Source organism: Desulfovibrio porci, assembly GCF_009696265.1.
Taxonomy (GTDB): Bacteria; Desulfobacterota; Desulfovibrionia; order Desulfovibrionales; family Desulfovibrionaceae; genus Desulfovibrio; species Desulfovibrio porci.
Map to the genome: position 1 here is coordinate 25,010 of NZ_VUMH01000004.1, position 21,186 is coordinate 46,195.

The 21,186-nt window shown below is 60.6% G+C and carries 22 protein-coding genes; 10 read left to right on the forward strand and 12 right to left on the reverse strand.

Translation table 11 applies throughout. From position 1 onward, the window contains the following. Positions 1 to 149 precede the first annotated feature (149 nt). Both FYJ44_RS05110 and FYJ44_RS05115 read right to left on the reverse strand, forming a co-directional pair. On the reverse strand, positions 150 to 1,088 hold the full coding sequence (locus FYJ44_RS05110; RefSeq protein WP_154509812.1) for an AraC family transcriptional regulator: 939 nt from the start codon (positions 1,086 to 1,088) through the stop codon (positions 150 to 152). A gap of 3 nt (positions 1,089 to 1,091) precedes the next feature. Beyond that, on the reverse strand, positions 1,092 to 1,364 hold the full coding sequence (locus FYJ44_RS05115) for a hypothetical protein (RefSeq protein WP_154509814.1): 273 nt from the start codon (positions 1,362 to 1,364) through the stop codon (positions 1,092 to 1,094). A 204-nt stretch (positions 1,365 to 1,568) separates the two neighbouring features. On the opposite strand from FYJ44_RS05115, the gene FYJ44_RS05120 reads away from it, so the two are divergent. The 5 genes from FYJ44_RS05120 (at position 1,569) to FYJ44_RS05140 (ending at position 5,069) form a co-directional block, all read left to right on the forward strand. Beyond that, a complete protein-coding gene (locus FYJ44_RS05120; RefSeq protein ID WP_154509816.1) occupies positions 1,569 to 2,561 on the forward strand; it encodes an aldo/keto reductase in 993 nt (330 codons plus the stop codon). A 64-nt stretch (positions 2,562 to 2,625) separates the two neighbouring features. Further along, positions 2,626 to 3,129, forward strand: a complete 504-nt coding sequence (locus FYJ44_RS05125) for a (R)-mandelonitrile lyase (protein ID WP_154509818.1) — start codon at positions 2,626 to 2,628, stop codon at positions 3,127 to 3,129. A gap of 13 nt (positions 3,130 to 3,142) precedes the next feature. Next, positions 3,143 to 3,865: a carboxymuconolactone decarboxylase family protein gene (locus FYJ44_RS05130; protein WP_154509820.1), complete on the forward strand. Its 723-nt coding sequence runs from the start codon at positions 3,143 to 3,145 to the stop codon at positions 3,863 to 3,865. 115 nt (positions 3,866 to 3,980) lie between these two features. Further along, on the forward strand, positions 3,981 to 4,523 hold the full coding sequence (locus FYJ44_RS05135; protein ID WP_154509822.1) for a flavodoxin family protein: 543 nt from the start codon (positions 3,981 to 3,983) through the stop codon (positions 4,521 to 4,523). 75 nt (positions 4,524 to 4,598) lie between these two features. Beyond that, positions 4,599 to 5,069, forward strand: coding sequence for a hypothetical protein (locus FYJ44_RS05140; RefSeq protein ID WP_154509824.1), 471 nt, complete (start codon positions 4,599 to 4,601; stop codon positions 5,067 to 5,069). A gap of 146 nt (positions 5,070 to 5,215) precedes the next feature. On the opposite strand, the gene FYJ44_RS05145 is transcribed toward FYJ44_RS05140, so the two are convergent. The 10 genes from FYJ44_RS05145 to FYJ44_RS05190 form a co-directional block, all read right to left on the reverse strand. Beyond that, the gene (locus tag FYJ44_RS05145) at positions 5,216 to 5,479 is read right to left on the reverse strand and encodes an RNA recognition motif domain-containing protein (protein WP_154509826.1); all 264 of its coding nucleotides are present in this window, start codon (positions 5,477 to 5,479) and stop codon (positions 5,216 to 5,218) included. Positions 5,480 to 5,642: 163 nt separating this feature from the next. Further along, a complete protein-coding gene (locus FYJ44_RS05150; RefSeq protein ID WP_154509828.1) occupies positions 5,643 to 5,903 on the reverse strand; it encodes a CBU_0592 family membrane protein in 261 nt (86 codons plus the stop codon). A gap of 83 nt (positions 5,904 to 5,986) precedes the next feature. Continuing rightward, entirely contained in the window at positions 5,987 to 7,006 is a 1,020-nt protein-coding gene (locus FYJ44_RS05155) for an ABC transporter substrate-binding protein (RefSeq protein ID WP_154509830.1), read from the reverse strand. A 116-nt stretch (positions 7,007 to 7,122) separates the two neighbouring features. After that, positions 7,123 to 7,902, reverse strand: coding sequence for an ABC transporter permease (locus FYJ44_RS05160; RefSeq protein WP_154509832.1), 780 nt, complete (start codon positions 7,900 to 7,902; stop codon positions 7,123 to 7,125). A 247-nt stretch (positions 7,903 to 8,149) separates the two neighbouring features. Continuing rightward, a complete protein-coding gene (locus tag FYJ44_RS05165) occupies positions 8,150 to 8,956 on the reverse strand; it encodes an ABC transporter ATP-binding protein (RefSeq protein WP_154509834.1) in 807 nt (268 codons plus the stop codon). Positions 8,957 to 8,993: 37 nt separating this feature from the next. Beyond that, the gene (locus FYJ44_RS05170) at positions 8,994 to 9,821 is read right to left on the reverse strand and encodes an ABC transporter ATP-binding protein (protein WP_288230361.1); all 828 of its coding nucleotides are present in this window, start codon (positions 9,819 to 9,821) and stop codon (positions 8,994 to 8,996) included. Positions 9,822 to 10,083: 262 nt separating this feature from the next. Next, a complete protein-coding gene (locus FYJ44_RS05175) occupies positions 10,084 to 10,875 on the reverse strand; it encodes a sulfotransferase-like domain-containing protein (protein WP_154509836.1) in 792 nt (263 codons plus the stop codon). Between the two features lie 213 nt (positions 10,876 to 11,088). Further along, on the reverse strand, positions 11,089 to 12,948 hold the full coding sequence (locus FYJ44_RS05180; protein WP_154509838.1) for a sigma 54-interacting transcriptional regulator: 1,860 nt from the start codon (positions 12,946 to 12,948) through the stop codon (positions 11,089 to 11,091). A 215-nt stretch (positions 12,949 to 13,163) separates the two neighbouring features. Beyond that, positions 13,164 to 14,630 carry a catalase gene (locus FYJ44_RS05185; protein ID WP_326833669.1) on the reverse strand — a complete coding sequence of 489 codons (1,467 nt, stop codon included), beginning with the start codon at positions 14,628 to 14,630 and terminating at the stop codon, positions 13,164 to 13,166. A 205-nt stretch (positions 14,631 to 14,835) separates the two neighbouring features. Next, entirely contained in the window at positions 14,836 to 15,600 is a 765-nt protein-coding gene (locus FYJ44_RS05190; RefSeq protein ID WP_154509840.1) for an SPOR domain-containing protein, read from the reverse strand. 219 nt (positions 15,601 to 15,819) lie between these two features. Between FYJ44_RS05190 and FYJ44_RS05195 the strand changes: the two genes are divergently transcribed. The 5 genes from FYJ44_RS05195 to FYJ44_RS05210 all read left to right on the forward strand — a co-directional run bounded on the left by FYJ44_RS05195 (position 15,820) and on the right by FYJ44_RS05210 (position 21,166). Continuing rightward, complete coding sequence (locus FYJ44_RS05195) at positions 15,820 to 16,794, forward strand: peptidoglycan glycosyltransferase (RefSeq protein WP_154509842.1); 975 nt, start codon at positions 15,820 to 15,822, stop codon at positions 16,792 to 16,794. A 369-nt stretch (positions 16,795 to 17,163) separates the two neighbouring features. Continuing rightward, on the forward strand, positions 17,164 to 18,513 hold the full coding sequence (locus FYJ44_RS05200; protein WP_154509844.1) for a sigma-54 interaction domain-containing protein: 1,350 nt from the start codon (positions 17,164 to 17,166) through the stop codon (positions 18,511 to 18,513). A gap of 290 nt (positions 18,514 to 18,803) precedes the next feature. Beyond that, entirely contained in the window at positions 18,804 to 19,790 is a 987-nt protein-coding gene (locus FYJ44_RS05205) for a carbon-nitrogen hydrolase family protein (RefSeq protein WP_229772514.1), read from the forward strand. A gap of 147 nt (positions 19,791 to 19,937) precedes the next feature. Beyond that, positions 19,938 to 20,633 (forward strand): MFS transporter, encoded by a 696-nt coding sequence (locus tag FYJ44_RS14585; protein WP_229772515.1) that lies wholly within the window; start codon positions 19,938 to 19,940, stop codon positions 20,631 to 20,633. A gap of 29 nt (positions 20,634 to 20,662) precedes the next feature. Further along, a complete protein-coding gene (locus FYJ44_RS05210; RefSeq protein ID WP_229772539.1) occupies positions 20,663 to 21,166 on the forward strand; it encodes an MFS transporter in 504 nt (167 codons plus the stop codon). Positions 21,167 to 21,186: the final 20 nt, after the last annotated feature.

The following is a 21,186-nucleotide window of genomic DNA, read 5'->3' on the forward strand; positions in this document are numbered from 1 at the left end:
GTTGCCGCCTTCCGTTCCCGGACGGCGGGGTGCCGGGCGTCAGCCCTCTTTCGCCGAATATAGCGTCTGAAAAGAAGAGCGTCCAGCCGACCAACCGCCGTGAGGGGAGTCTTTCCGCGCTCCCGCTTCGCCGTCTCCCGGAGATAGCCTCAATACCGCATCCGCAATGACCGGCTCTCCGTTACGTTCTTCATCTTCATGATATCCTTGCGCGGCGACTCGCCGTAGAGCCGTTTGTATTCCCGGTTGAACTGCGTCGCGCTTTCATAGCCCACGGCGAACGCGGCCTGGGTGACGTCGTAATCGCCGGAAAGCATCAGGCGCTGCGCTTCGCTGAGGCGCAGGCGTTTCTGGTACTGCAAGGGACTCAGCGTGGTGATTTCCTTGAAATACTTGTGAAATGTGGATGTGGCCATGTTCAGACGGCCCGCCAGTTTCTCCACATGCAGCGATTCCCTGTAGTTCTCTCTGAGCCACATGATGGCCTTATTGATCTGGTGGCTCTGGGAACCGAGGGTGCTCAGCATACGCAGATGATACCCAAAAGGGCTCGTCAGCAGCCTGTAGTAGATTTCCTGCCGGATCAGGTCACCCAGCACTTCCGCCTGTCCGGGGCTTTCCAGCAGTTCAAGCAGGCGCAGAAACGCGTCGAGCAACTCGGGACTGACCTCCTGCACCGCCGCTCCGGCGGAGGATTGAATGCGGTCTTCCGCGGGCGGCGGAACTTTTGCGGCCAGGCCGGCCAGAAGGCTCTTGTCCAGCTCCAGGGACATGGAGAGAAAAGGCTTGTCTTCGCTTGCTTCCAACACGCAGCTTGATACCGGCATGTTTATGCCGGCTATAAAGCAGGTCTGCTCGCCATATTGGATATCCTCCATGCCGATGCGAACCCACTTTTTGCCCTGCACGACAACAATAATGACGGGATCGTAAAAATTCGCCTTCGGAGCGTGTCCCCGGCTATGGCGGTGAAGCATGAACCCGCAGACAGGCGTCGGGAAATCGCCGTCCTCAGGGAGAGACCGGAGCAAAATGCTCTGGAGAGCCGCGCGGCTTTTCTCAAAATCAACCCGATAATTTTCCGCCATGATTTACCCCGCTGTTGGACGAGCCTTAACATGCGGCAGTCTGCCGACACAGAACGCTGCGAGCTGCCATGCCAAGAAGAAAATCAGGCAGAAAACAGCAACGCCATGACATCCCTTTACAGGTAAACGCAAGACAGTATCAAGAATAATTCTTCCTGTCCGGCGTTCTGCCTGCCCGCCTTCAGCAAATCTTGCTTCGCTCTCTTTGGCCTGTTTAGCGGCAAGCCGCCTCTGGATACAGATATAATCCTCCACAAATCCTGCCTGATTCTCCATTTGCTACTCCAAAAAACTTCAAGAGAGCGGCCATGCCGCCGCAAAACTTCACCCCGTGGAGAATCAGGCAGAAAGTGTAGAGTTCTGGAGCTATCCCCGGCCCGAAGGTCCGGCTAAAGAAAACACAGTGTGAATAAACCATGAACGGCAACAACCGGCGGCGGTTTGAGAAAATGACATTCTTGAACATAAGGAGATCAAAACATGCATAAAAGACAATTGGGCCAAAGCGGCATGGAAGTTTCGGCCATCGGCATGGGCTGCATGGGTTTCAGCCACGGCTACGGAGCCGTGCCGCCAGAAGAGGAGTCCATCCGTCTCATGCGCCGGGCCTTTGAGCTGGGCTGCACATTCTTCGACACTGCCGAGGTCTATGGTCCCTATGTCAATGAAGAACTGACGGGCAAGGCCGTGGCCCCCTTCAGAAAAGAGATCGTACTGGCTACCAAGTTCAGCCCCTTCGCCCTGCCCGGCCAGCCCGAAGACAAGCTCAGCCGCTCGGGCGTGCGGCGCGCGCTGGAGGATTCCCTGCGGCGGCTGGGCACGGAGTATGTGGATCTCTACTACCAGCACCGCGTGCCGGAAGACTGCCCCGTGGAAGAGGTGGCCCGGTGGATGGGCGAACTGATCCGCGAAGGCGCGATTCGCGGCTGGGGCCTGTCCCAGCCCACGGAAGCCCAGGTGCGGCGGGCGCACGCCGTGACGCCGCTGACGGCCATCCAGAGCGAATACTCCATGATGGAGCGGATGTTCGAAAAGGACGTCATACCGGCCTGCGAAGAGCTGGGGATCGGCTTCGTCCCTTTTTCGCCGCTGGCCGGCGGTTTTCTGAGCGGCAAATACGGTACGGACGCCCGCTATGAAGGCGACGACGTGCGCCGCGTCATCACGCGCTTCGCCAGGGAAAACGTGAAGGCCAACCAGCCTCTGCTTGACCTGCTGCGCGCGTACGCGCGCGCCAAAGAAGCCACGCCCGCACAGATCTCTCTGGCCTGGATGCTGCGTAAGAAAGATTTTATTGTGCCCATCCCCGGCATGCGTCGGGAGGAACGGCTGCTGGAGAACCTCGGCGCGGCCGATGTGCGCATGACGGATGAGGAATTCGACGCCCTGGAGCGCGCGCTGGACGCCATCCCCATCCACGGCAACCGCACGGATGAGGACATTGCGCGGCTGGGCACGGTACGGGCTCAATAAGAAAAAAGATGCCTCCGGCATTGTCCAGCCGCCGGATATAACTTCCATCATAAAAGGAGCAGCCATGAAATGCTTTGCAGTGATGATCGCCGCCCTGGCCCTGACAGCGGGAGCGGGTATTTGCGGGAAACAGGCCCAGGCTGAAGAAACGCAACAGAATCAGGTCATCTACCGCGCCGGATCGCAGGCGGCCTTCAAGGGGCCCGACAAGTTCTTTACCGGCAAGGTCAGCGTGCAGCCCCTGTTCGGCTCAAAACAGCCGCAGGCTCCCTTCGGTGCGGGCGCGGTCACCTTTGAGCCGGGAGCCCGCTCCCACTGGCACGTCCACCCTCTAGGGCAGCATCTGATCGTCACGCAGGGCGTGGGCCGCACCGGCACGGCGGACGGCAGAATCGAAGAAGTCAGGGCCGGCGACGCGCTCTGGTGCCCGCCCGGCGTCAAGCATTGGCACGGAGCGTCGCCCACCTCGTCCATGACCCATATCGCCCTGACGGGCGAGTTGTCTGACGGGAAGAACGTGGACTGGCTGGAAGCGGTCAGCGATGAACAGTACAACGGCTCCAGATAACCCGGAGGCTCCCATGAAAGCAGCATTGCGCATCGCGGGTGTTTTTCTGTTGATCCTGAGTTTCACATCCATCTCAAAGGCGGCACAGACCATGAACACGCAAACCCTGAATGCAAAACAACAAGCAATGGTCGCCATCGCCGCGTTTAGCGCCAATGGCGACCTTGAAAAACTGAAACCCGCGCTGAACGAAGGTCTGGATACGGGTCTGACCATCAATGAAATCAAGGAAATCCTCGTCCAGCTCTATGCATACGCGGGCTTTCCGCGCAGCCTGAACGCCCTGGAAACCTTCATGGCGGTGGTGAAAGAACGCCGGGCAAAGGGCGTCGCGGACGAAACCGGCAAAGAGCCCGGTCCCCTGCCCACGGACAAAAGCAGCCTGGAGTTCGGCACGGACAATCAGACCAGGGTGGTGGGCCGCCCCGTGTCCGGCGCGATTTTCGAGTTCGCCCCGGCCATCGACCGGTTTTTGAAAGCCCACCTCTTCGGAGATATCTTCCAGCGGGACAATCTTGACTGGCAAAGCCGCGAACTGGCGACCATCGCCGCTCTGGCCTGCATCAGCGGGCTGAACCCGCAATTGCGGGCCCACTTCGGCATCGGCATGAACACAGGGCTGACCCCCGCGCAGCTTGAGGCCGTTGTGGCCGTGCTGAGCGACAGGGTCGGCGCGGAGGTCGGCGCCAACGCCGGGGAAGTGCTCAAGACCGTATTGAATGCGCGCAACAATTGATCCGCGGCAAAAGGAGCGCGCGGACAGACGCGCCTGTGGCGCGTCCTCCGGGGAATCGCTGAAAAGATACAGCGGCAGTAAGCCCTGCCGCAAAAAACAAAAGAGGTATAAATCCATGAGCAAAAATGTTCTGATTATCTCCACCAGCCCGCGCAAAGGCGGCAATTCCGAAATCCTGGCTGACGAATTCGCCAAGGGCGCCCGGCAGGCGGGCCATCAGGTGGAAAAAGTCTGCCTGTACGACAAAACCATCGGCTTCTGCAAAGGCTGTCTGACCTGTCAGAAAACACGGCGTTGCGTCATCCACGACGACGCGGATGTGATCGCGCAGAAGATGCTGACCGCAGAAGTCATCGTCTTTGCCACGCCCATTTACTACTACGAAATGTGCGGTCAGATGAAAACCATGCTTGACCGCGCCAATCCGCTGTTTCCGGCGGACTACGCCTTTCGTGACATCTATTTACTGGCTTCGGCGGCGGAAAATGAAGAAAGCGCGGTGGACGGCGCGGTGAACGGCCTGAACGGCTGGATTGCCTGTTTTGAGAAAGCCCGCCTCAAAGGGGTGGTCAGAGGCGTCGGCGCAACCGATCCGGGCGACATCCGCCACAACGCAGCGGCTCTTGCGGCGGCCTGTGCCATGGGAAAAGGGGTCTGAAAACGAACCGGGACTTCGCCGGTCAGCCGCAGCAGCCTTGACAGCACCCGCCCGGCATGCTGTCTTGAACGAATCATGAGAAATATCCGTCCCCGCTTCCACTTGATGTCCGTGCTGCTGCTTCTGCTGGCCGCCGTGCCGGTTCGCGCCGAGGATTACGGCTGGTTTGAACTGGACCTCCTGCCGGGCTGGCGGGCCGAGGAACCCCGACAACTGAGTGGAACCTGGGTCTTGCGTCTGCGCAATGACGAGGCCGGGAGCCAGGTGAGCCTGCTGGTGGGCAAAACCGCCGGGCCGCCGGACGCCGCCGATGTGGCCGGTCTGTTGCGCGCGGCCACGGGCGTGCGCGAACCCGCGCGCCGCCGGAACGGCCGCTGGCTGTTCACAGGTAAAGACGGTCAGGGCGTGGACACGGCCTGCATCGTCAGCACGGACCGCGAGGCCGGGCTTTATCTCGCCGTGCTGCGCTCCGGCTGCTCGGCTCCGGCCGAGGCTCTGCTGGCCGGTCTGCGCAGTAAAAAATACCCCGGCCTGCTGCCGCATTGAGCGGCGGATACCCTCTTTCCCAAAAGGAACTCCCCGCTTGGTCTGCCCCCTGTCTATTTGACAGGGGGCAGACCAAGCGGGGAATCCCTCCATACGAAAAAGGCCGTGGAAAACTCCACGGCCTTTGAGATTGCTTGTAAAGCAGCTTACCAGCGGCGCGGCGCGGGACGCTTTTCAGCTTCGTTGACGCGCAGGGCGCGGCCTTCAAATTCAACGCCGTTCAGACCGGCGATGGCGTTGCGGGCTTCGCCTTCTTCCATTTCCACGAAGCCGAAGCCACGCGGACGGCCGGTAACGCGGTCCATGATCAGATTCACGGAAATCGGCGTGCCGTACTGGGCGAAAAGGGCCTCAACGCCGGACTGGGTGCTGGAAAAAGACAAATTGCCGACATAAAGAGAAGTAGCCATAGTAAAACTCCAAACGTTACGGGGATGTACACTTTCCGCTTGAAGCCTTACACACGCAAAGTCTCTGGCAAAAAAGAAATACGACGCCCAATCAATCAACGAGGCGACCCTACGCGGGGGAGGGGGATGCGTCAAGTCTTTTCCGCGCCGACATCTTCTTTTTTCACAGACGGGACGCCCGGCGGCGCAGGCAGCATTTGACGACGCCGTAAAGGCTGATAAGAAACCAGAAGGCCTCCACCAGAAAGGCGGACATATTGAAGGCGAAAAGCAGGGAAATGCCGATCAGCAGCGCGGCCAGCGCGTTGAGCAGGGAATAGAGCAGCCCGTGACTGTCAATTCTGCCCAGTTGCAGCAGCAGATAGGTGCCCAGCAAGAGGACAAGGCCGATATTGCCGATAAAATCGTAAAAGGCGTAGTGCATGGCAACCTCACACGCTCCCCCCTCTGTTCCGCCGGAACACGGGGGACGAACCGCCCGCCGCATTCCGGCGTCCGGAGGAAAGGTTACTTTGTTTTGCTCCCGTCCCGCAAGGCCTCAAGGAATTCCGGATGCAGGAAGTCCTCGGCCTTCTGCCGCGACACGCCGTTCTTGATGCGCCCCTGCTCCAGCAGGAAGGCGGCCACATTCACAATATCCTCGGCCGACCGGCCCTTTTGGGCGCTGGTGCCCAGAAAGGCGGGACTCAGCTGCTCGTCCAGGCCGATGAGACGGGTGCCGGCCATCATGCGCTTGGCGTCCTCCACGGAAATGCCGCCCAGTTCCTTGGCGATGATCTTGGCGGCCTCTTCCGGATGCTCCCGCCAGTAGTCCATGGCCGCCAGTTCGCTTTTGATGAACTTGCTGACCAGCTCGGGATACTTTGCGGCGAATTCCGGCTGCACGCTGATCACGTCCCAGGTCAGATGACCCTTTTGGGCCATCTGTTCGCTGGTGAGCAGGATCTTGCCGCCGTTTTGCACCACCAGGCCGAGGCTCGGCTCCCAGATATAGGCGGCGTCGATGTCGCCCCTGATGAAGGGCGCCAGGGCCTCGCCCGGAGCCATATCCATGATTTTGACCTTGGCCATGTCCACCCCGGCGTCACGCAGGGCCTTGATCAGCAGATAGTGGGTGGTGGAACCGAAGGGAGCCACCACGGTTTTGCCTTCCAGGTCCTTGAGGCTGTTGATGTTCTTGCGCGCCACCAGGGATTCCACCGCGCCCAGCACATTGGCGTTCATAATGCCCCAGTAGTTCATGCCGCCCGCCAGGCCGATGGTGGCCGGGGGCAGACCCACATTGCCGAAATCAATGCTTTTGGAGGCCATGGCCGTGTTGACGTCCCGCCCGGAATTGAAGCGGAACCACTCCACCGGCACGCCGAGTTCCTTCTCATGCAGCTGCAGATACTTGGAGAGAAGTTGCCCGTTGACCAGCGAAAGGTAGCCGATGCGCACCTTTTCAGGCTTGTCCGCCGCCTGGAGCGGCTGGAGGGTCAGCAATACGAGCAATGCCGTCAACGCCAGGCAAATAAACTTCTTCATAGCTGTACTCCCAATATGTTTACGTTGATGAATGCCTGTGCAAGCGCCCAAACTGGTCCCGGCGAGAAAGAAGGCGTGGGCCGGGGAGCAAAAGACGCTTGCCGGGAAAGTCCCTACTATCGCTTCCACCGCAGCAGATGCCTCGCCGCAAAGCGCAGGCAGGCGTCCAGGCCGATGCCGGTGACGCCCATGGTGATGATGCCCACAAAAATGATGTCCGAGCGCATAAACTTGCTGGCGTCCCAGACCATCCAGCCGATGCCCTCGGTGGCGGCCACGATTTCGGCGGCCACCAGCACGGTGTAGGTAAAGCCCAGACTGATGCGCATGGAAGTGATGATGGCCGGCGTGGTGGCGGGCAGGATGATCTTGAAGAAGACCTGCCGGCTGTCCGCGCCCAGAGAGCGCGCGGCCTGGATCACCGAGAGACTGACCTCCTTGACGCCTTCCACCGCGCCGATGGTCAGGGGCGGAATGGCCGCCAGAAAAAGCAGCAGAATCTTGGAGAATTCGCCGATGCCGAACCAGAGCACCAGCAGTGTGTAGTAGGCCAGGGGCGGCAGGGGGCGGTAAAATTCGATGAGATAGTCGAACACGGCCCGCACCTTGGAGCTCAGGCCCATGGCCAGGCCCAGGGGAATGGCCACCAGGCAGGCGGCCAGCCAGCCCAGTAGCACGCGGCCCAGACTCACCAGGCAGTGGTAGAAAAGCCCCTTGCCGTGGTAGCCCTGAAAAATGGTTTCCTCAAAGCCCTGCCAGACGTCGTAGGGCGAAGGAATAAAAATTTTGGGCACAACGCCCCGACGGGTCACCTCATACCAGGCCAGAAAAAGAATCAGCAGGGTCGCCAAGGTGATCCAGTTTTCCACCCTGAACTTGAAACGTGTGCCGCTCATAACAACCTCCGCAACGCCGCCGCTTGTGGGATTTCGCCGTCCGGGCGGGCGGCGCGCCGGACCGGCTGGAACAGCTTGGAGCATTGTGCGAATGAACATATCTGTTCACTCGTCAGACGTCGGCCGCAGCCGACGGCAAAAACGCGATTTTGCCCTGGCTTCGCCCACGGGCGTCTGCTTCCGCCGCCGGGACAATGGATATTTTCCATCTCACACTGCTCCGGGAGGGACCGCCCTCCCCTCCGGCTCAATGGCCGTCGGGGACATGTTCAAAGGATTTCAGGGCCTCGGATTCCAGCACCGCAAAGGCCTCGCCCTGGATTTCCGCGAATTCCGGGCAGGTCTGGTGCTCCACCAGACGCGGCCGGGGCAGATCCACGCGCATTTTTTTCTTGATGGCCGTGGGCATGGTGGACAGCAGGTAAACCACGTCGCCCATGAATACGGCTTCGTCCAGTTCCGAAGTAATCAGCAGCATGGTGGTGCGCGTGCTTTCAAAGACGCGCAGAAAATATTCCTGCATCATGCCCCTGGTCATGGCGTCCAGGCCGCGAAAGGGTTCATCCATAAGCAGAATCCTGGGTTCGTTGATCAGGGCCCGGATCAGCTCGGCGCGGCGCTGCATGCCGCCGGAAAGCTGGCCGGGGAACTTGCCTTCAAAGCCGTCCAGACCTGTGAGATGGATGAGCTCCCTAGCCTTCTCGCCCGCTTCCCGCAGATTTTTGCCCTGAATGCGCGGGCCGAACAGGGTGTTGTCCCAAAGATTCATCCACTGGAAGAGCGTATTTTCCTGAAAGACCACCAGGCGGTCCGGGCTGGGACCGCTCACCGGCCGCCCGTCGAAAAGACAGGAACCGCTTTGCGGCGTCAGATAGCCCGCCAGCACGGACATGATGGTGGTTTTGCCGCAGCCCGACGGGCCGCAGATGCAGGTGAAGGCCCCTTCTTCCAGGCTGAAGGAAAGATCATCCAGAACTTTCACAGCGCCGAAACCGACGCTGACATGGTCAACCCGCATGATGGACGACGACGCCGCCCGAACCGCATCCGACATGACGTTACCTCCGCTTTGTCCGACAGCGCCGGAACGGTTAGGCGCCCTCGCGCTCGCCGCGCTCAAAGGATTTCCGGGCTTCCTCCCGCACGGCTTCGATGGTCTGGCGCTTGTAGTCGAGAAATTCCGGCAGCTTCTTGGTGCTGAAGGTGCGCGGCCGGGGCAGGTCCACATGAATCCATTTTTTAAAACGGCCCGGCCTGGTGGTCATGATGCCCACCTTGTCCGAGAGGTAAATGGCCTCATCCAGATCATGGGTGATGAAAAGCACGGTCTTGTGCACCCTGTCGAACATGTCCAGCAAAAACTGGTGCATCACCGACTTGGTGATGGCGTCCATGGCCCGGTACGGCTCGTCCAGCAGCAGGGTTTTCGGCTCGTTGATCAGAGCGCGCAGAATTTCCACGCGCCGCCGCATGCCCGAGGAAATGCGGATGGGATAGGCGTCCTCATAGCCTTTCAGACCGGCCATGCGGATCAGCTCCATGGCCCGGGCGTCGGCCTGGGCCGCGCTCATGGCTCCGGTGGTCAGCGGGCCGAACATGATGTTCTGCCGCACGGTCATCCAGTCGAACAGAGCCCCGGCCTGGAAGACCACCACGCGGTCCGCGCCCGGCCGGGGCGCGCGCCCCGGCGCGGCGATGACCTGACCGTCCATGCGGATCTCGCCTTTGGAAATGTCCTCAAAACCGGCGGTCATATTCAGCAGCGTGGTTTTGCCGCAGCCCGACGGCCCCACAATGGCCACGAATTCCCCGGCCTGTATTTCAAAACTGCAATTGTCCACCGCGAGCACGTTGCCCCCTTCGGGATCGTAGATCTTGCTCGCGTTGATGATCTCCAGATGTCCTTCCTTGGTGTCCACGGCATTCCCCCTGATGGCTTCAGGCGCTGCCGGGCCGGGGCCCGGCCGGAATAGGGAGGGAAGAAATTCTGCGCCCCCCGCGCCGCTCCCCGGAACGGGATGAGCGAAGCGGACGAGGAGCAGTCGCTAACGGCGCATTTTGTTTCCCGGCAAGAAAACAGGCGGCTGCGGGCCAAGACCGCGCAATAAGAACATTATCTCCGGCCCGCAGCCGCCTGTTAACGCAGTCCAGGGGACAAAAGACGCTTGCCGGAGCTTGTCCCTAGACTTTTTTGGGCTTCAAGCGATATTCATACAACTTTTCGTAGTACGGCAGGCAGTGCTCATAGAGCATCCGGAGCATGGGCAGATCCTCAAAAATGGCGTCCACCAGTTTTTCATCATAGAGGAAGGCCTCCATATTCTTCTGGATGCCGGTGCTGCTGCTCACATCATAGTAGAAATCCTTGCAGTGGTCGTATTCAGGCCGCCATTCCGGCGTCCAACGCAGGGTTTCGGGCTTGAATTCCAGTCCCATAGCGTCGCACCAGGCGGCCATGATCCCGGCCGGGTCGTTCTGGAAGTCGTCGCCGTCAATGACCAGCGGGGTCTTGCCGTTGTCCAGGGCGTGCAGGCCCAGTTCGCTGAGCCGGTTGAAAATCCTGTCCGAGGCCACGGGGCCCACATCCTCAATGCGCATGGAGCGCTGCGAGCCGATCACCTTCCAGAAGGACAGCACCACATATTTGGGGTTGCGGATCTGGAACATGTGGGTGCAGCGGCGCAGATAGGCCTCGTCGGCCAGGTAGTGGTCAATGGCGTGGTAGGGACATTCCTTGATGAAGGTGGGGCTCTTTTCCGCGATGCCGTAAATCTTCCGGATGACCTCCTCATAGACCACAGGCCAGCCTTCGTAGTCCTGGTGCGACTGCACGCCGGGCTCGTTTCTGTTCCGCCAGTACAGCGGCAGGGTGGGTTCGAAAATGGTGCGGAAATCCCCCCGATTGGTGATGGCCCGCATAAAAACGGTAGTGAGCGAACGCGGGTACATCCAATTGACGATAATTCTGTTCATGCCAGCCTCCTGAAAGTCCTGTACGTGTCTGCCCGGACGTGTGCCGGGTTGTACACGGCAAAAAGCAAGGAGCATGCCAGAAGAAAGCCTGGGGATATAAAAAATATTACATTATTTTAGCATATTAAAAGAAAATAAAACAATCCTGGCAAAGGGCTGCCCATGGACTGTAGCAGTCCGCACGATTCTGGTGCACCATTAGTGTGCGGACTGCTACACTTCTTCTCCGGGACGTTCCAGACCGAGGCGGAGCATGCGACGATAGAGGGTCCAGCGGCTGACGCCCAGCAGGCGGGCGCTTTTGCTGATGTTCCAGCCGGTCTTTTCCAGCGCGGCCAGCAGCCGTTCCTTTCCGTCCGCCGAAAGCGCGGCGGGCGCGTCCGCATGAAAAACGGGGCGCGCGGCGGTTTCCAGAGCGATATGCTCGGGCCTGATCATTTCCCCGCCGCAGAGCACAAAGGCCCGCTCAATGATATGCTCCAGTTCGCGCACATTGCCCGGCCAGGGATGGCGCATGAAGATCTCCATGACTTCAGTGGACACGCCGGCAATGCTCTTGGCATACTGGGCGTTGAACTTGACGCGGAAATGCTCCACCAGCAGCGGGATATCCTCCACCCGCTCGCGCAACGGCGGGATACGGAGATTCATGACGTTCAGGCGGTAGTAGAGATCCTCCCGGAAGGTCCCCTCGGCAATGGCTTTTTTGAGATTGCGGTGGGTGGCGGCCAGCACGCGCACGTCCACTTTGCGGGGGGTAGTTTCGCCCACGCGTTCGATCTCCTTTTCCTCCAGCACCCGCAACAGCTTGAGCTGGATCAGGGGCGAGATGTCCCCGATTTCGTCCAGCAGGATGGTGCCGCCGTGGGCGGCCTCAAAGCGGCCCACGCTTTCCCGGTCCGCGCCGGTAAACGCCCCTTTGGCGTGGCCGAACAACTCGCTTTCCAGCAGGCTTTCGGCCAGGGCCGAGCAATTGACCCGGATGAAGGGCCGCCCGGCGCGGCGGCCGCCGTAATGCAGGGCATGGGCTATCTTCTCCTTGCCGGTGCCCGATTCGCCGGTGATCAGCACAGTGGTGCTCATGTCCGCCAGGGTGTGCAGCAGGTCGTAAATTTTCTGCATTTTCTCGCTCTGGCCGATGATGCCCTGATAATTGCGCCGTTCGCGCAGGGCGTTTTCCAGCCGGGCCAGGCGGGTGATGTCGCGGATGACCAGCACCGCGCCCATAAAGGCGCCTTCGCCGTTGAGCAGCGGGGAGCAGTTGACCACGGCCACCTGCTCGCCTCCCCGGCCACGGAAGCAGCAAATCTGCGAATCGCGCAGGCCGCGCTTGGTCTCCAGGGTTTTCCTGAGCGGGGCGAGACAGGCTTTGCTGCAATCCCCGGCGCGAAGGTCGAATTGTTCGCCCGCCGCGACGTTCCCGTGGCAGATGCCGTTCACCGCGCGGTTGGCTGTGATCACGCGCAGCGAGGCGTCCACGGTGATGATGGCGTCCTGCACGCTGCCGAAAATGGACTCCAGCAGATTCTTGTTTTCGATAAGCTCCCGCTCATAGATCTTGTTTTCAATGGCCCGCGACAGAATCTGGGCCGCCGTGGTCAGGATGTAGAGATCCGAATCATGCCACTGCCGGTGGTATCTGTGCTCGTCAAAGCCGATGAATCCGTACATGCTCCCATATACGAAGAGCGGCACGTTCAAGGTGGACTTCACCCCGGAAGCGCGCAGATGTTCCCGGTAGTTTCTGAACGGCATGCTGTCCGCATCGGGATAATTGAGCACTTTGCCCGCCCTCAGTTCCCTGGCGGCCATGGGAATGTGCAGCACAATATCGGCGGAGCCCCGCTTGAGACCCAGCGCCGGTTCATCCCAGCCGCAACGGCAGATGAAACTTTGGTCCTCTTGCTGATAACTGAACATGAATACGCGACTGACATGCAGCGTCATTCCCATGCGCCGCAAGGCCCCTTGCAGAAAATCACCCATATCGGTGACACGGACGGCCATTTCCGAGATTTCAGCCAGCATTTTTTCATAGGAAATGCGTTTTTCCAAAAGTTCAGCATCGTGCATAGCCACTCCATAAGCATTGAAGTGCGTTTGTTATATATAAATATAGTTATACATATATATTAATTATACAATCAGCGGGATATGACGGTCAAACACACTATTCTATGCAAAAAGCGCACACAAAAACCCCCTCAGGCCTTTCAGCCGGAGGGGGTTCGGGGAATCAGCGTCGGCGGCGCGGGCATGCCGCCGCAAGGAGGATACTACGCTGAAATTCAGATTTCGCTTTCAGCGATGCCGCAGGCTTTGGCCACGCCCGCGCCGTACGCCGGATCGGCCTTGGCGCAGTTGCGGATGTGACGCAGTTTGATTTCCTTGGGCGCGTCGCCCAGGGCGCGGGCCGTATTGCCGAACAGGGCATCTTTCTGTTCCGGGCTCATCAGCCGGAAGAGCCTGCCGGGCTGCTCGAAATAGTCGGCGTCGTCGCAGGGGTAATTCCAGCGGGCCGCGTCGCCGCTGATCTTCAACGGCGGTTCGGCGTACTCGGGCTGTTCCTGCCAGGCACCTTCGCTGTTGGGCTCATAGCTGGTATAGCCGCCGTAGTTGCCGTCCACGCGCATCTGGCCGTCGCGGTGGTAGCTGTGGAAGGGGCAGCGCGCCTTGTTCACCGGGATCAGATGATGGTTGACACCCAGACGGTAGCGTTGCGCGTCGCCGTAGGAGAACAGGCGGCCCTGAAGCATCTTGTCCGGCGAAACGCCGATGCCGGGCACCAGGTTGGAGGGGTTGAAGGCGGCCTGCTCCACTTCCGCGAAATAGTTTTCCGGATTGCGGTTCAGCTCCAGCACGCCCACTTCCATGAGCGGATAATCCTTGTGATACCAGACCTTGGTCAGGTCAAAAGGATGGTAGGGCAGCTTTTCGGCGTCTTCCTCGGGCATGACTTGGAAATACAGGGTCCAGCGTGGGAAATCCCCTTTTTCAATGTGCTCGAACAGATCACGCTGATGGCTGTCGCGATCGCGCCCGATGAGTTCCTGAGCCTCGGCGTCCGTGAGATTTTTGATGCCCTGCTGGGTTCTGAAATGGAACTTGACCCAGAAGCGTTCGTTTTTGGCGTTGATCAAGCTGTAGGTATGGCTGCCAAAGCCGTGCATATGGCGGTAGGATGCCGGAATGCCGCGATCGCTCATAACCACGGTGACCTGATGCAGGGCTTCGGGCAGCAGGGTCCAGAAGTCCCAGTTGTCCTTGGCGCTGTGCATATTGGTGCGCGGGTTGCGCTTGACCACGTGGTTCAGGTCAGGGAACTTGAGCGGATCGCGCAAAAAAAAGACCGGGGCGTTGTTGCCCACCATGTCCCAGTTGCCCTGATCCGTATAGAATTTGACGGCAAAGCCGCGGATGTCGCGCTCCGCGTCAGCGGCGCCGCGCTCGCCCGCCACAGTGGAAAAACGGGCGAACACTTCGGTTTTTTTGCCGATCTCGGCAAAAAGCGAAGCCCTGGTGTATTTGGTCACATCATGGGTTACCGTAAAGGTGCCGTAGGCGCCGGAACCCTTGGCGTGCATGCGCCGTTCCGGGATCACTTCCCGGTCAAAATGGGCCAGCTTCTCCTGAAACCAGACATCCTGCATAAGCATGGGGCCGCGCGGGCCCGCGGTCAGGGCATGATTATTGTCGGACACCGGTGCACCGGCATTGGTGGTGAGCGAGTTCTTGTTTTTCATATTATCCGCCATGGCGCTTTTCTCCTTGGTTTATCCGAAGGGCTCGGGTGAGAAAACGGTTCCGTACCTGCTGTCTTTGCGTTGAAAAGACTATGGCACAGGGTCCGCTTTTTGTAAATAGTAATTATTACTATTTTTGAATAAATAAAATTCAGCCTGAGCATTCACAAAAATATCTTTTATTTTACCAGGATAAGTGCGATCAGCGATCCGGTTCTCAGGGCATGGCGGGTTTGCGGCTGCGCAAAATGGGCTGGCCCAGATGCAGCTCTTCCGTGATCTGCGGCACTTCGGCCGCACGGGAGGCGTCGCCGCGCAGCAGCACCAGCACCAGAAAGAGCTTGCCGTCACGTTGCATGCGGGTGCGCAGTCCCCTGCCCTCCAGACGCTGGCGCAGGCTGTCCACGCTTTCCGCATCCTTGAAGGCCCCTACCTGGAAGACATAGTCGAACATGGTGGCTACAGGCGCGGGCGGCGGGGTCTGGCCTTCCGGCACGGCCGGAGTGAAGGGCGCGGTCGAAACGACGGCCGGCGCGGCCTGGCCGTTCTGTCCGGCCTGCGCGTTCGAGGCGGGCGCGCCATTGGCGGCAACCGGCGGCTGTGCGGGCGCGGCCGGTTCCGGCGTGCCTTGCGCGGCGTTGTCGTTGCGCAGGGCACGCGCAAAACGCAGATCCTCCGGGGCCAGAATCCGCTGGCCCGCGTCCGCGCCGTCCCGCACCGCTTCCATGCCTTGCGCCACAGGGTCCGCCAACGGATTAGCCCCATCCGATACCGGCGGCCGCTCCGTGCCGCCACGGGCCGCACCCGCCGGAGCCGCGTGCCTGACAGCGTAGGCGCGTCCGCTCATAACCCCGCCCACATAGGACAGGACAATGGCCGCCAGCACCAGAAAGCAGGCCGCCACCAGCGACGAGGGACGCAGGCGCAGAGCGCCCTTGGGGCTGTCTTGCGCGGATGCGGACGGACGGGAGACGGGGGACATGCTTACTCCTTAATATTCTTCTTGATTCTTGCTGTTCTGCCATGCCGTCGCGCCTTCCGGCACGGGCATTGTGCGCACCATAGCAGCCCGCGCCGTCAGCGTAAAGAGAGGGAGAATCAGGTCCAGAGCGCGGGGGCGGGCGTCCGGCAAGACGCCTTGCGGGCGGCCCCCGCACTCTGTTACACTGCGGGCGTCGTCATCTCCAACCGGAGTTCAGCCATGAAATTTGCGCGTTGCCGCGTTTTCCTCCTTCTGCTTTGCGCCCTTGCCTGCGCCCTCCCGGCGGAAAGCCCGTCGGCCGCCTCCCCCCCCGCCAACCTGACAATCAGCAACCAGAGCAGCTATGATCTGCTCAATATCCGTTTCCGCCAGGGCCGGAGCATGTATTTCGTACGGCTGGACATGGCTCCCGGCGCGCGGGACGATATTGAGAATCCGGGCGTCACGGCGGATCTGCGGGTGGATACGGGCCTGGCCTTCTGGTTTTTCAAAGCCGTGCCCCTGAACCAGGCGCGCCGCCTGACCTTCTGCGGCGAACACGCGGCCTGCCTGATTCTGGAACAGGTCAACAAAATCTCCCGGCATCTCAGCGGCACTGTGCAAAGCCTGCTGCCGGAAGAACTCAGCCGCCCGGTCTGCACCCTGGATCAGTTCCGCCCCGGTATGGCCATGAGCGACGTCTGCTCCCTGCTGGATCCCGATCCCCCGCGCGACGACAACGACGCCGTGCTGACCAGCCTGGGCTTCGCGGGCATGGTCTGGGCCGCGCGGCTTGCGCCGGGCCAGCCCTCCCCCGATGACCATCGCCTCAACGGGCATGACCGTCTGGGGCATCTGGAACTGCGCCGGCAGCTGACCGCCGCCACGCTGGACAGCCTGCTGCGGACCCTCTACGCTCAGGGCTATGTGCCCTGGCAAGCCGAATTGCCCGGTCTGGACATGAATTTTACGGAAATGACGGACCTGGACACGGCCAAGCAGAAGGACATTCTGCGGCAGACCCTGCACTATTTTCTGCAATCCGGCCGGGGCGAGGCCACAGTGATGCTGGCCCCGGCGGCCATGCTGCCCGCGCTGGCCGACGCCGACGCGCCGCAGCGCGACGTGCAGCTTTTCACCCTCACCCTGCGCCAGAGTTCCAGGACCCTGGTGGTGGATGTGGCGGCGTATCAGGGCGGTGAAGGCGGCCGTTAGGGCATCTTAATCTTTATGCGTATTGCCGGAAGCAATCCGCCCTTCGGCTACCCGGATTCGCGGTGTGCCGCCCGGGTGAAATTTCTCATGCCCGCAAGGCGGGATCTCCCGCGCTCCGGGCGTTACCCTTTCCTGAATTTCTCTGATTACCCCACCCAGCCTCCGCTACCTGTGGACGTATACTCCGGCATAGCGTAGATTCATATTGGCTTGTTTCCTTTCCGCCGTTCACCGCCGGTTGCGTCCGGTCATGGCGACGGCATACGCCATAGGCCGTGAACCTGGGTTCACCCGTTTTTTTACACGCCTTTGCTCCGGACTGGAGGGAACGCCCGGCACGAATGCTTTTCCGCAAACGAGGTGCAAGCGATGAAACCAGTCCAGATCTCCGAACGGATAGATTTAACGACTCTGTACCTTTTACTGACCGGGCGAGAACTTTTTCCGGACGCCGGCAGCGTCATCAACGGCGTTTATATTGCGGACGCCCGCGGCAACACGCTCTGGGTGAGCAGCGGCTGCGAACAGCTCTGGGGATATACCGCTCCGGAGTTATATGGGAAAAACGTCGTTGACCTGGAAAGGAAAGGGGTCTGGAAACCTTCCGGAGTCCGGAAAGTCCTGGAAGCCCGCAAGCGTGTCGCGGTCGCCCAGGAAACCGCCGTCGGACGACGCCTGCATATCGTTGGAACGCCCATTTTTGACGGCAAGGGCAACCTCAACAGGGTCGTCAACAGCGCCAGGGACGTCAGCCCGCGCGACAGGCAATCCGCGGAAGGACAGGATTTTTTCTTTCAGAGCGAGGCCATGCGCGAGGTCAACAGGCTGGTCGACCGGGTCGCCCCCCTGGACGTCAACGTGCTGGTGACCGGCGAATCGGGCACCGGCAAGGATATCGTCGCGCGCCGGATACACAGGCTGCGCAGTCCGGATAAAGCTTTCGTCAAGGTGGACTGCGGCGCCGTCGCCGCCAACCTGCTGGAATCGGAACTGTTCGGATACGAGCCGGGCGCCTTTTCCGGAGCGGAGCGAAGCGGGAAAAAGGGCCTTGTGGAAGCCGCCGGGGACGGCACCCTTTTTCTGGACGAGATCGGTGAAATCCCTCTCTCCCTGCAAAGCAAATTCCTGCGCCTCCTCCAGGACAAAACCTACCTGAAGGTGGGGGGCACCAAAGAACGTCGGCTGAACGCCCGCATCATTGCCGCAACTCATCGCGACCTGGCGAAAATGGTGGAAGACAAGGAGTTCCGGCTGGACCTGTACTTCCGGCTGACCACCCTGCCCATCCACCTGCCCCCCCTGCGGGCGCGCAGGAGCGACATCCCGGCTCTGGTGGACCACATCCGCGCCCGCTTCGAACGGCGCTTCGGCTATTCCCGGCAATTCAACGCGCGCGCCCTCGCCTGTCTGGCGAACCATCTCTGGCCCGGCAACATCCGTGAGCTGGAAAACATCGTGGAGCGCATGCTGCTGACAGCCGAAACGAACACTATCGACGCCTGCGACCTGCCCGGCGACATCAGCGGGGAATCCTACGAGAAAAGTATGAACCTCGACGACGTGATGCTGCTCAGGGACTGCCTGCGCCTGACGGAGGAAAACCTTCTCCAGATGGCCTGGAGGAAGTACAGAACCACAACGGGCGTCGCCAGGGCCCTGGGCATAGACCAGTCCACGGCCAGCCGCAAACTGCGTAAAATTCTGGGGCCTATGCGTTAGCGCATAGCCTCTCCGCCCCAGGGTATGCCGCATTGCATACCGCGTCCATCCCATCCGCCCTTCCGGCACAAAGACCATTCTTCTTAATCGCGCGCCATTCAAAGGTTCGCGACCAAGCGTTGCGCAACGCATGTCCTTGGCATGCGTTTTGCGATCATGGAAAACGTTTGCCGCCGCTGCCGACTTTGTCAACAGTCTCAGGCGCTCCGCGCCTGAAATCCGGCAAGCGCCTGTTTTCATGAACGGTTCCGCATGGAGCGAACCGCATATCCCCAAAGGAGGATTTGGACATGAAAGAGAAAACCGTAAAAGTAGCCGTCATCCAGGCCACCCCCCGCATGTTTGACACTCCCGGCACCATAAAAAAGGCCTGTGAACTGATTGAAAAGGCCGCAGGCAACGGCGTGAAGCTGATGCTTTTCCCGGAAGCCTTCATCGGCGGCTACCCCAAGGGCATGCACCTGGGGGTGCGGGTGGGCATACGCACCCCTGAAGGGCGCAAGGATTTCCGCAGGTATTATGAAAACGCCATCTGCATCCCGGGCCCGGAAACCGACGCTCTGGCCGCGGCGGCCGCCAAGGCCGGAGCGTATGTGGTCAGCGGCGTCATCGAACGGGAGGAAAACACCTCCACCCTCTACTGCACCGCGCTCTTCATCGGTCCCAACGGCAAGGTTCTGGGCAAACACCGCAAGCTCGTCCCAACGGCCGCCGAGCGGCTGATCTGGGGCAGCGGCGACGGCAGCACCCTGCCGGTTTTCACAACACCCTTCGGCAAGATCGGCGCTGTGATCTGCTGGGAAAACTATATGCCGCTCCTGCGATCCGCCATGTACGGCAAAGGGCTGGACATCTACCTCGCGCCCACCTTTGACGCCCGCGAGAGCTGGCAGATATCCATGCGCCACATAGCCCTGGAAAGCCATTGCTTTGTGCTGACCTGCAATCAGTTCCTGCCCAAGAGCGCTTTCCCCACCGATCTGCTGTGCTACGACGAACTGGCCGGCCAGCCGGATGTTCTGCACCGCGGCGGCAGCGCCATCATCAACCCCTTTGGCGAATACCTCGGCGGCCCCCTCTGGGACGAGGAAGGGATCGCCTGCGCGGAGCTCGACATGGGGCAGATCCGGGAAGCCAAGTTCGATTTTGACGTGACCGGCCATTACACGCGGCCTGACGTCATGCGCCTGTTCGTGAACGAGCGGGAGCAGTCCTCCTTCAACTACGAAAACCTGTCCGACTGCGCTTTTTTCGAAGAAGAATGCGAAGAGGAATAAGCAAGCCCGCGGGCAAGGCCGTTTCCTTCGGCCTTGCCCGTGCCGGGCCGGGCGGTGTGCGCATCCGCCCACGGGACAGGACCACACCGCCGGAAGCGCCCTGACTGTTCCGCGTTTCCGGCCAACCGAGTGCAAGGAGGGATAGACATGGATCCGCAAAAACTTCCATATCCGCGCTGGGTCATACTGGTGCTGGGCTTTTTCATCAACGCGGCCGTGGGCATGACCACCTACGCCTGGAGTCTGTTCATCGCCCCGCTTCAGCAGGAGTTCGGCTGGAGCCGCACCGCGATTGCGCTGGCCTTTTCCATCTGCTGCCTTTGTTACGGCGCGGCCAGCTTTGTGGCCGGGCGCCTGACGGATCGTTACGGCCCCAAAATGGTGGTTTTCTTCGGCGGACTTCTTCTGGGATGCGGCTTCTTTCTGACGGGCTATATCCAGGAAAAATGGCAGCTGTACCTCACCTATGGCCTCATGTCCGGCTGCGGCGCGGGTCTGATCTATCTTCCGCCCGTGGGGCTCGCCCCCAAATGGTGGCCCGATCGCAAAGCGCTGGCCACGGGCGTCATCGTTCTGGGATTGGGCATCGGCTCTTCGCTGATGGCTCCGGTATCCAATTGGATCATCGAAAACCTCAGCTGGCGTTACGTCTTCCGTTACTGCGGCGTCATCATGGCCCTCATTTCCTGCCTGCCGGGCCTTCTGCTCACCGCGCCGCCGGACGGCTGGTCGCCGCACGGACGGACGCCGATCAGAGCGGGGCGAACGGCAAACCGGCACGATACCGGGACTATACATACGAGGAGAGCATCCGCAGCGGACAGTTCTGGCTGCTGTATCTGACGTACTTCTTCACCGCTTCAGCCGGTCTTCTGGTCACGGGGCACATCGCGGCCTTCGGCACGGACTCCGGCCTTACTCCGGGGCTCGCCGCAGGCGCCGTCATGGCGCTGACCATAACCAACGCGGCCACCCGGGTCGGTTCCGGCTACTTCGCCGACCGCTTCGGCAGCAAGCGCTATTTCACCATCATCTCCCTGATCCAGGGGGTGGCGCTCGGCGCGTTGTACTACACCGGCTCCAGTCCGGCGCTGCTGTGGCTGACGGCGGCCGTGATCGGCTGGAATTACGGAGCTATCTTCACCCTGTTTCCGGCCCTGTGCGTGCAGTTTTTCGGCTCCGGCGCGCAAAATTCCAATTACGGCCTGCTCTTCACCGCCTGGGGCATCGCGGGCTTTTTCGGCCCCTTCTCCGGCGGCTTTCTCAGGGATATGACGGGCACCTATATCACGCCCTTCATCATGGCCTCGGCGCTCGGCTTCCTGGCCCTGATCCTGGTACTCATAAACCGGCCGCCAGCCCCAAAAGAGGCGTAGCCGGGGACGCTTCGCCGAAA

Coding starts and splice junctions, on each gene's coding strand:
- FYJ44_RS05175 (WP_154509836.1), bottom strand. CDS start 10,875: ATGAACAGAATTATCGTCAATTGGATGTACCCGCGTTCGCTCACTACC.
- FYJ44_RS05200 (WP_154509844.1), top strand. CDS start 17,164: ATGAAACCAGTCCAGATCTCCGAACGGATAGATTTAACGACTCTGTAC.
- FYJ44_RS05115 (WP_154509814.1), bottom strand. CDS start 1,364: ATGGAGAATCAGGCAGGATTTGTGGAGGATTATATCTGTATCCAGAGG.
- FYJ44_RS05150 (WP_154509828.1), bottom strand. CDS start 5,903: ATGCACTACGCCTTTTACGATTTTATCGGCAATATCGGCCTTGTCCTC.
- FYJ44_RS05180 (WP_154509838.1), bottom strand. CDS start 12,948: ATGCACGATGCTGAACTTTTGGAAAAACGCATTTCCTATGAAAAAATG.
- FYJ44_RS05145 (WP_154509826.1), bottom strand. CDS start 5,479: ATGGCTACTTCTCTTTATGTCGGCAATTTGTCTTTTTCCAGCACCCAG.
- FYJ44_RS14585 (WP_229772515.1), top strand. CDS start 19,938: ATGGATCCGCAAAAACTTCCATATCCGCGCTGGGTCATACTGGTGCTG.
- FYJ44_RS05140 (WP_154509824.1), top strand. CDS start 4,599: ATGAGAAATATCCGTCCCCGCTTCCACTTGATGTCCGTGCTGCTGCTT.
- FYJ44_RS05190 (WP_154509840.1), bottom strand. CDS start 15,600: ATGTCCCCCGTCTCCCGTCCGTCCGCATCCGCGCAAGACAGCCCCAAG.
- FYJ44_RS05165 (WP_154509834.1), bottom strand. CDS start 8,956: ATGTCGGATGCGGTTCGGGCGGCGTCGTCGTCCATCATGCGGGTTGAC.
- FYJ44_RS05135 (WP_154509822.1), top strand. CDS start 3,981: ATGAGCAAAAATGTTCTGATTATCTCCACCAGCCCGCGCAAAGGCGGC.
- FYJ44_RS05155 (WP_154509830.1), bottom strand. CDS start 7,006: ATGAAGAAGTTTATTTGCCTGGCGTTGACGGCATTGCTCGTATTGCTG.
- FYJ44_RS05110 (WP_154509812.1), bottom strand. CDS start 1,088: ATGGCGGAAAATTATCGGGTTGATTTTGAGAAAAGCCGCGCGGCTCTC.
- FYJ44_RS05125 (WP_154509818.1), top strand. CDS start 2,626: ATGAAATGCTTTGCAGTGATGATCGCCGCCCTGGCCCTGACAGCGGGA.
- FYJ44_RS05120 (WP_154509816.1), top strand. CDS start 1,569: ATGCATAAAAGACAATTGGGCCAAAGCGGCATGGAAGTTTCGGCCATC.
- FYJ44_RS05195 (WP_154509842.1), top strand. CDS start 15,820: ATGAAATTTGCGCGTTGCCGCGTTTTCCTCCTTCTGCTTTGCGCCCTT.
- FYJ44_RS05160 (WP_154509832.1), bottom strand. CDS start 7,902: ATGAGCGGCACACGTTTCAAGTTCAGGGTGGAAAACTGGATCACCTTG.
- FYJ44_RS05205 (WP_229772514.1), top strand. CDS start 18,804: ATGAAAGAGAAAACCGTAAAAGTAGCCGTCATCCAGGCCACCCCCCGC.
- FYJ44_RS05130 (WP_154509820.1), top strand. CDS start 3,143: ATGAAAGCAGCATTGCGCATCGCGGGTGTTTTTCTGTTGATCCTGAGT.
- FYJ44_RS05185 (WP_326833669.1), bottom strand. CDS start 14,630: ATGGCGGATAATATGAAAAACAAGAACTCGCTCACCACCAATGCCGGT.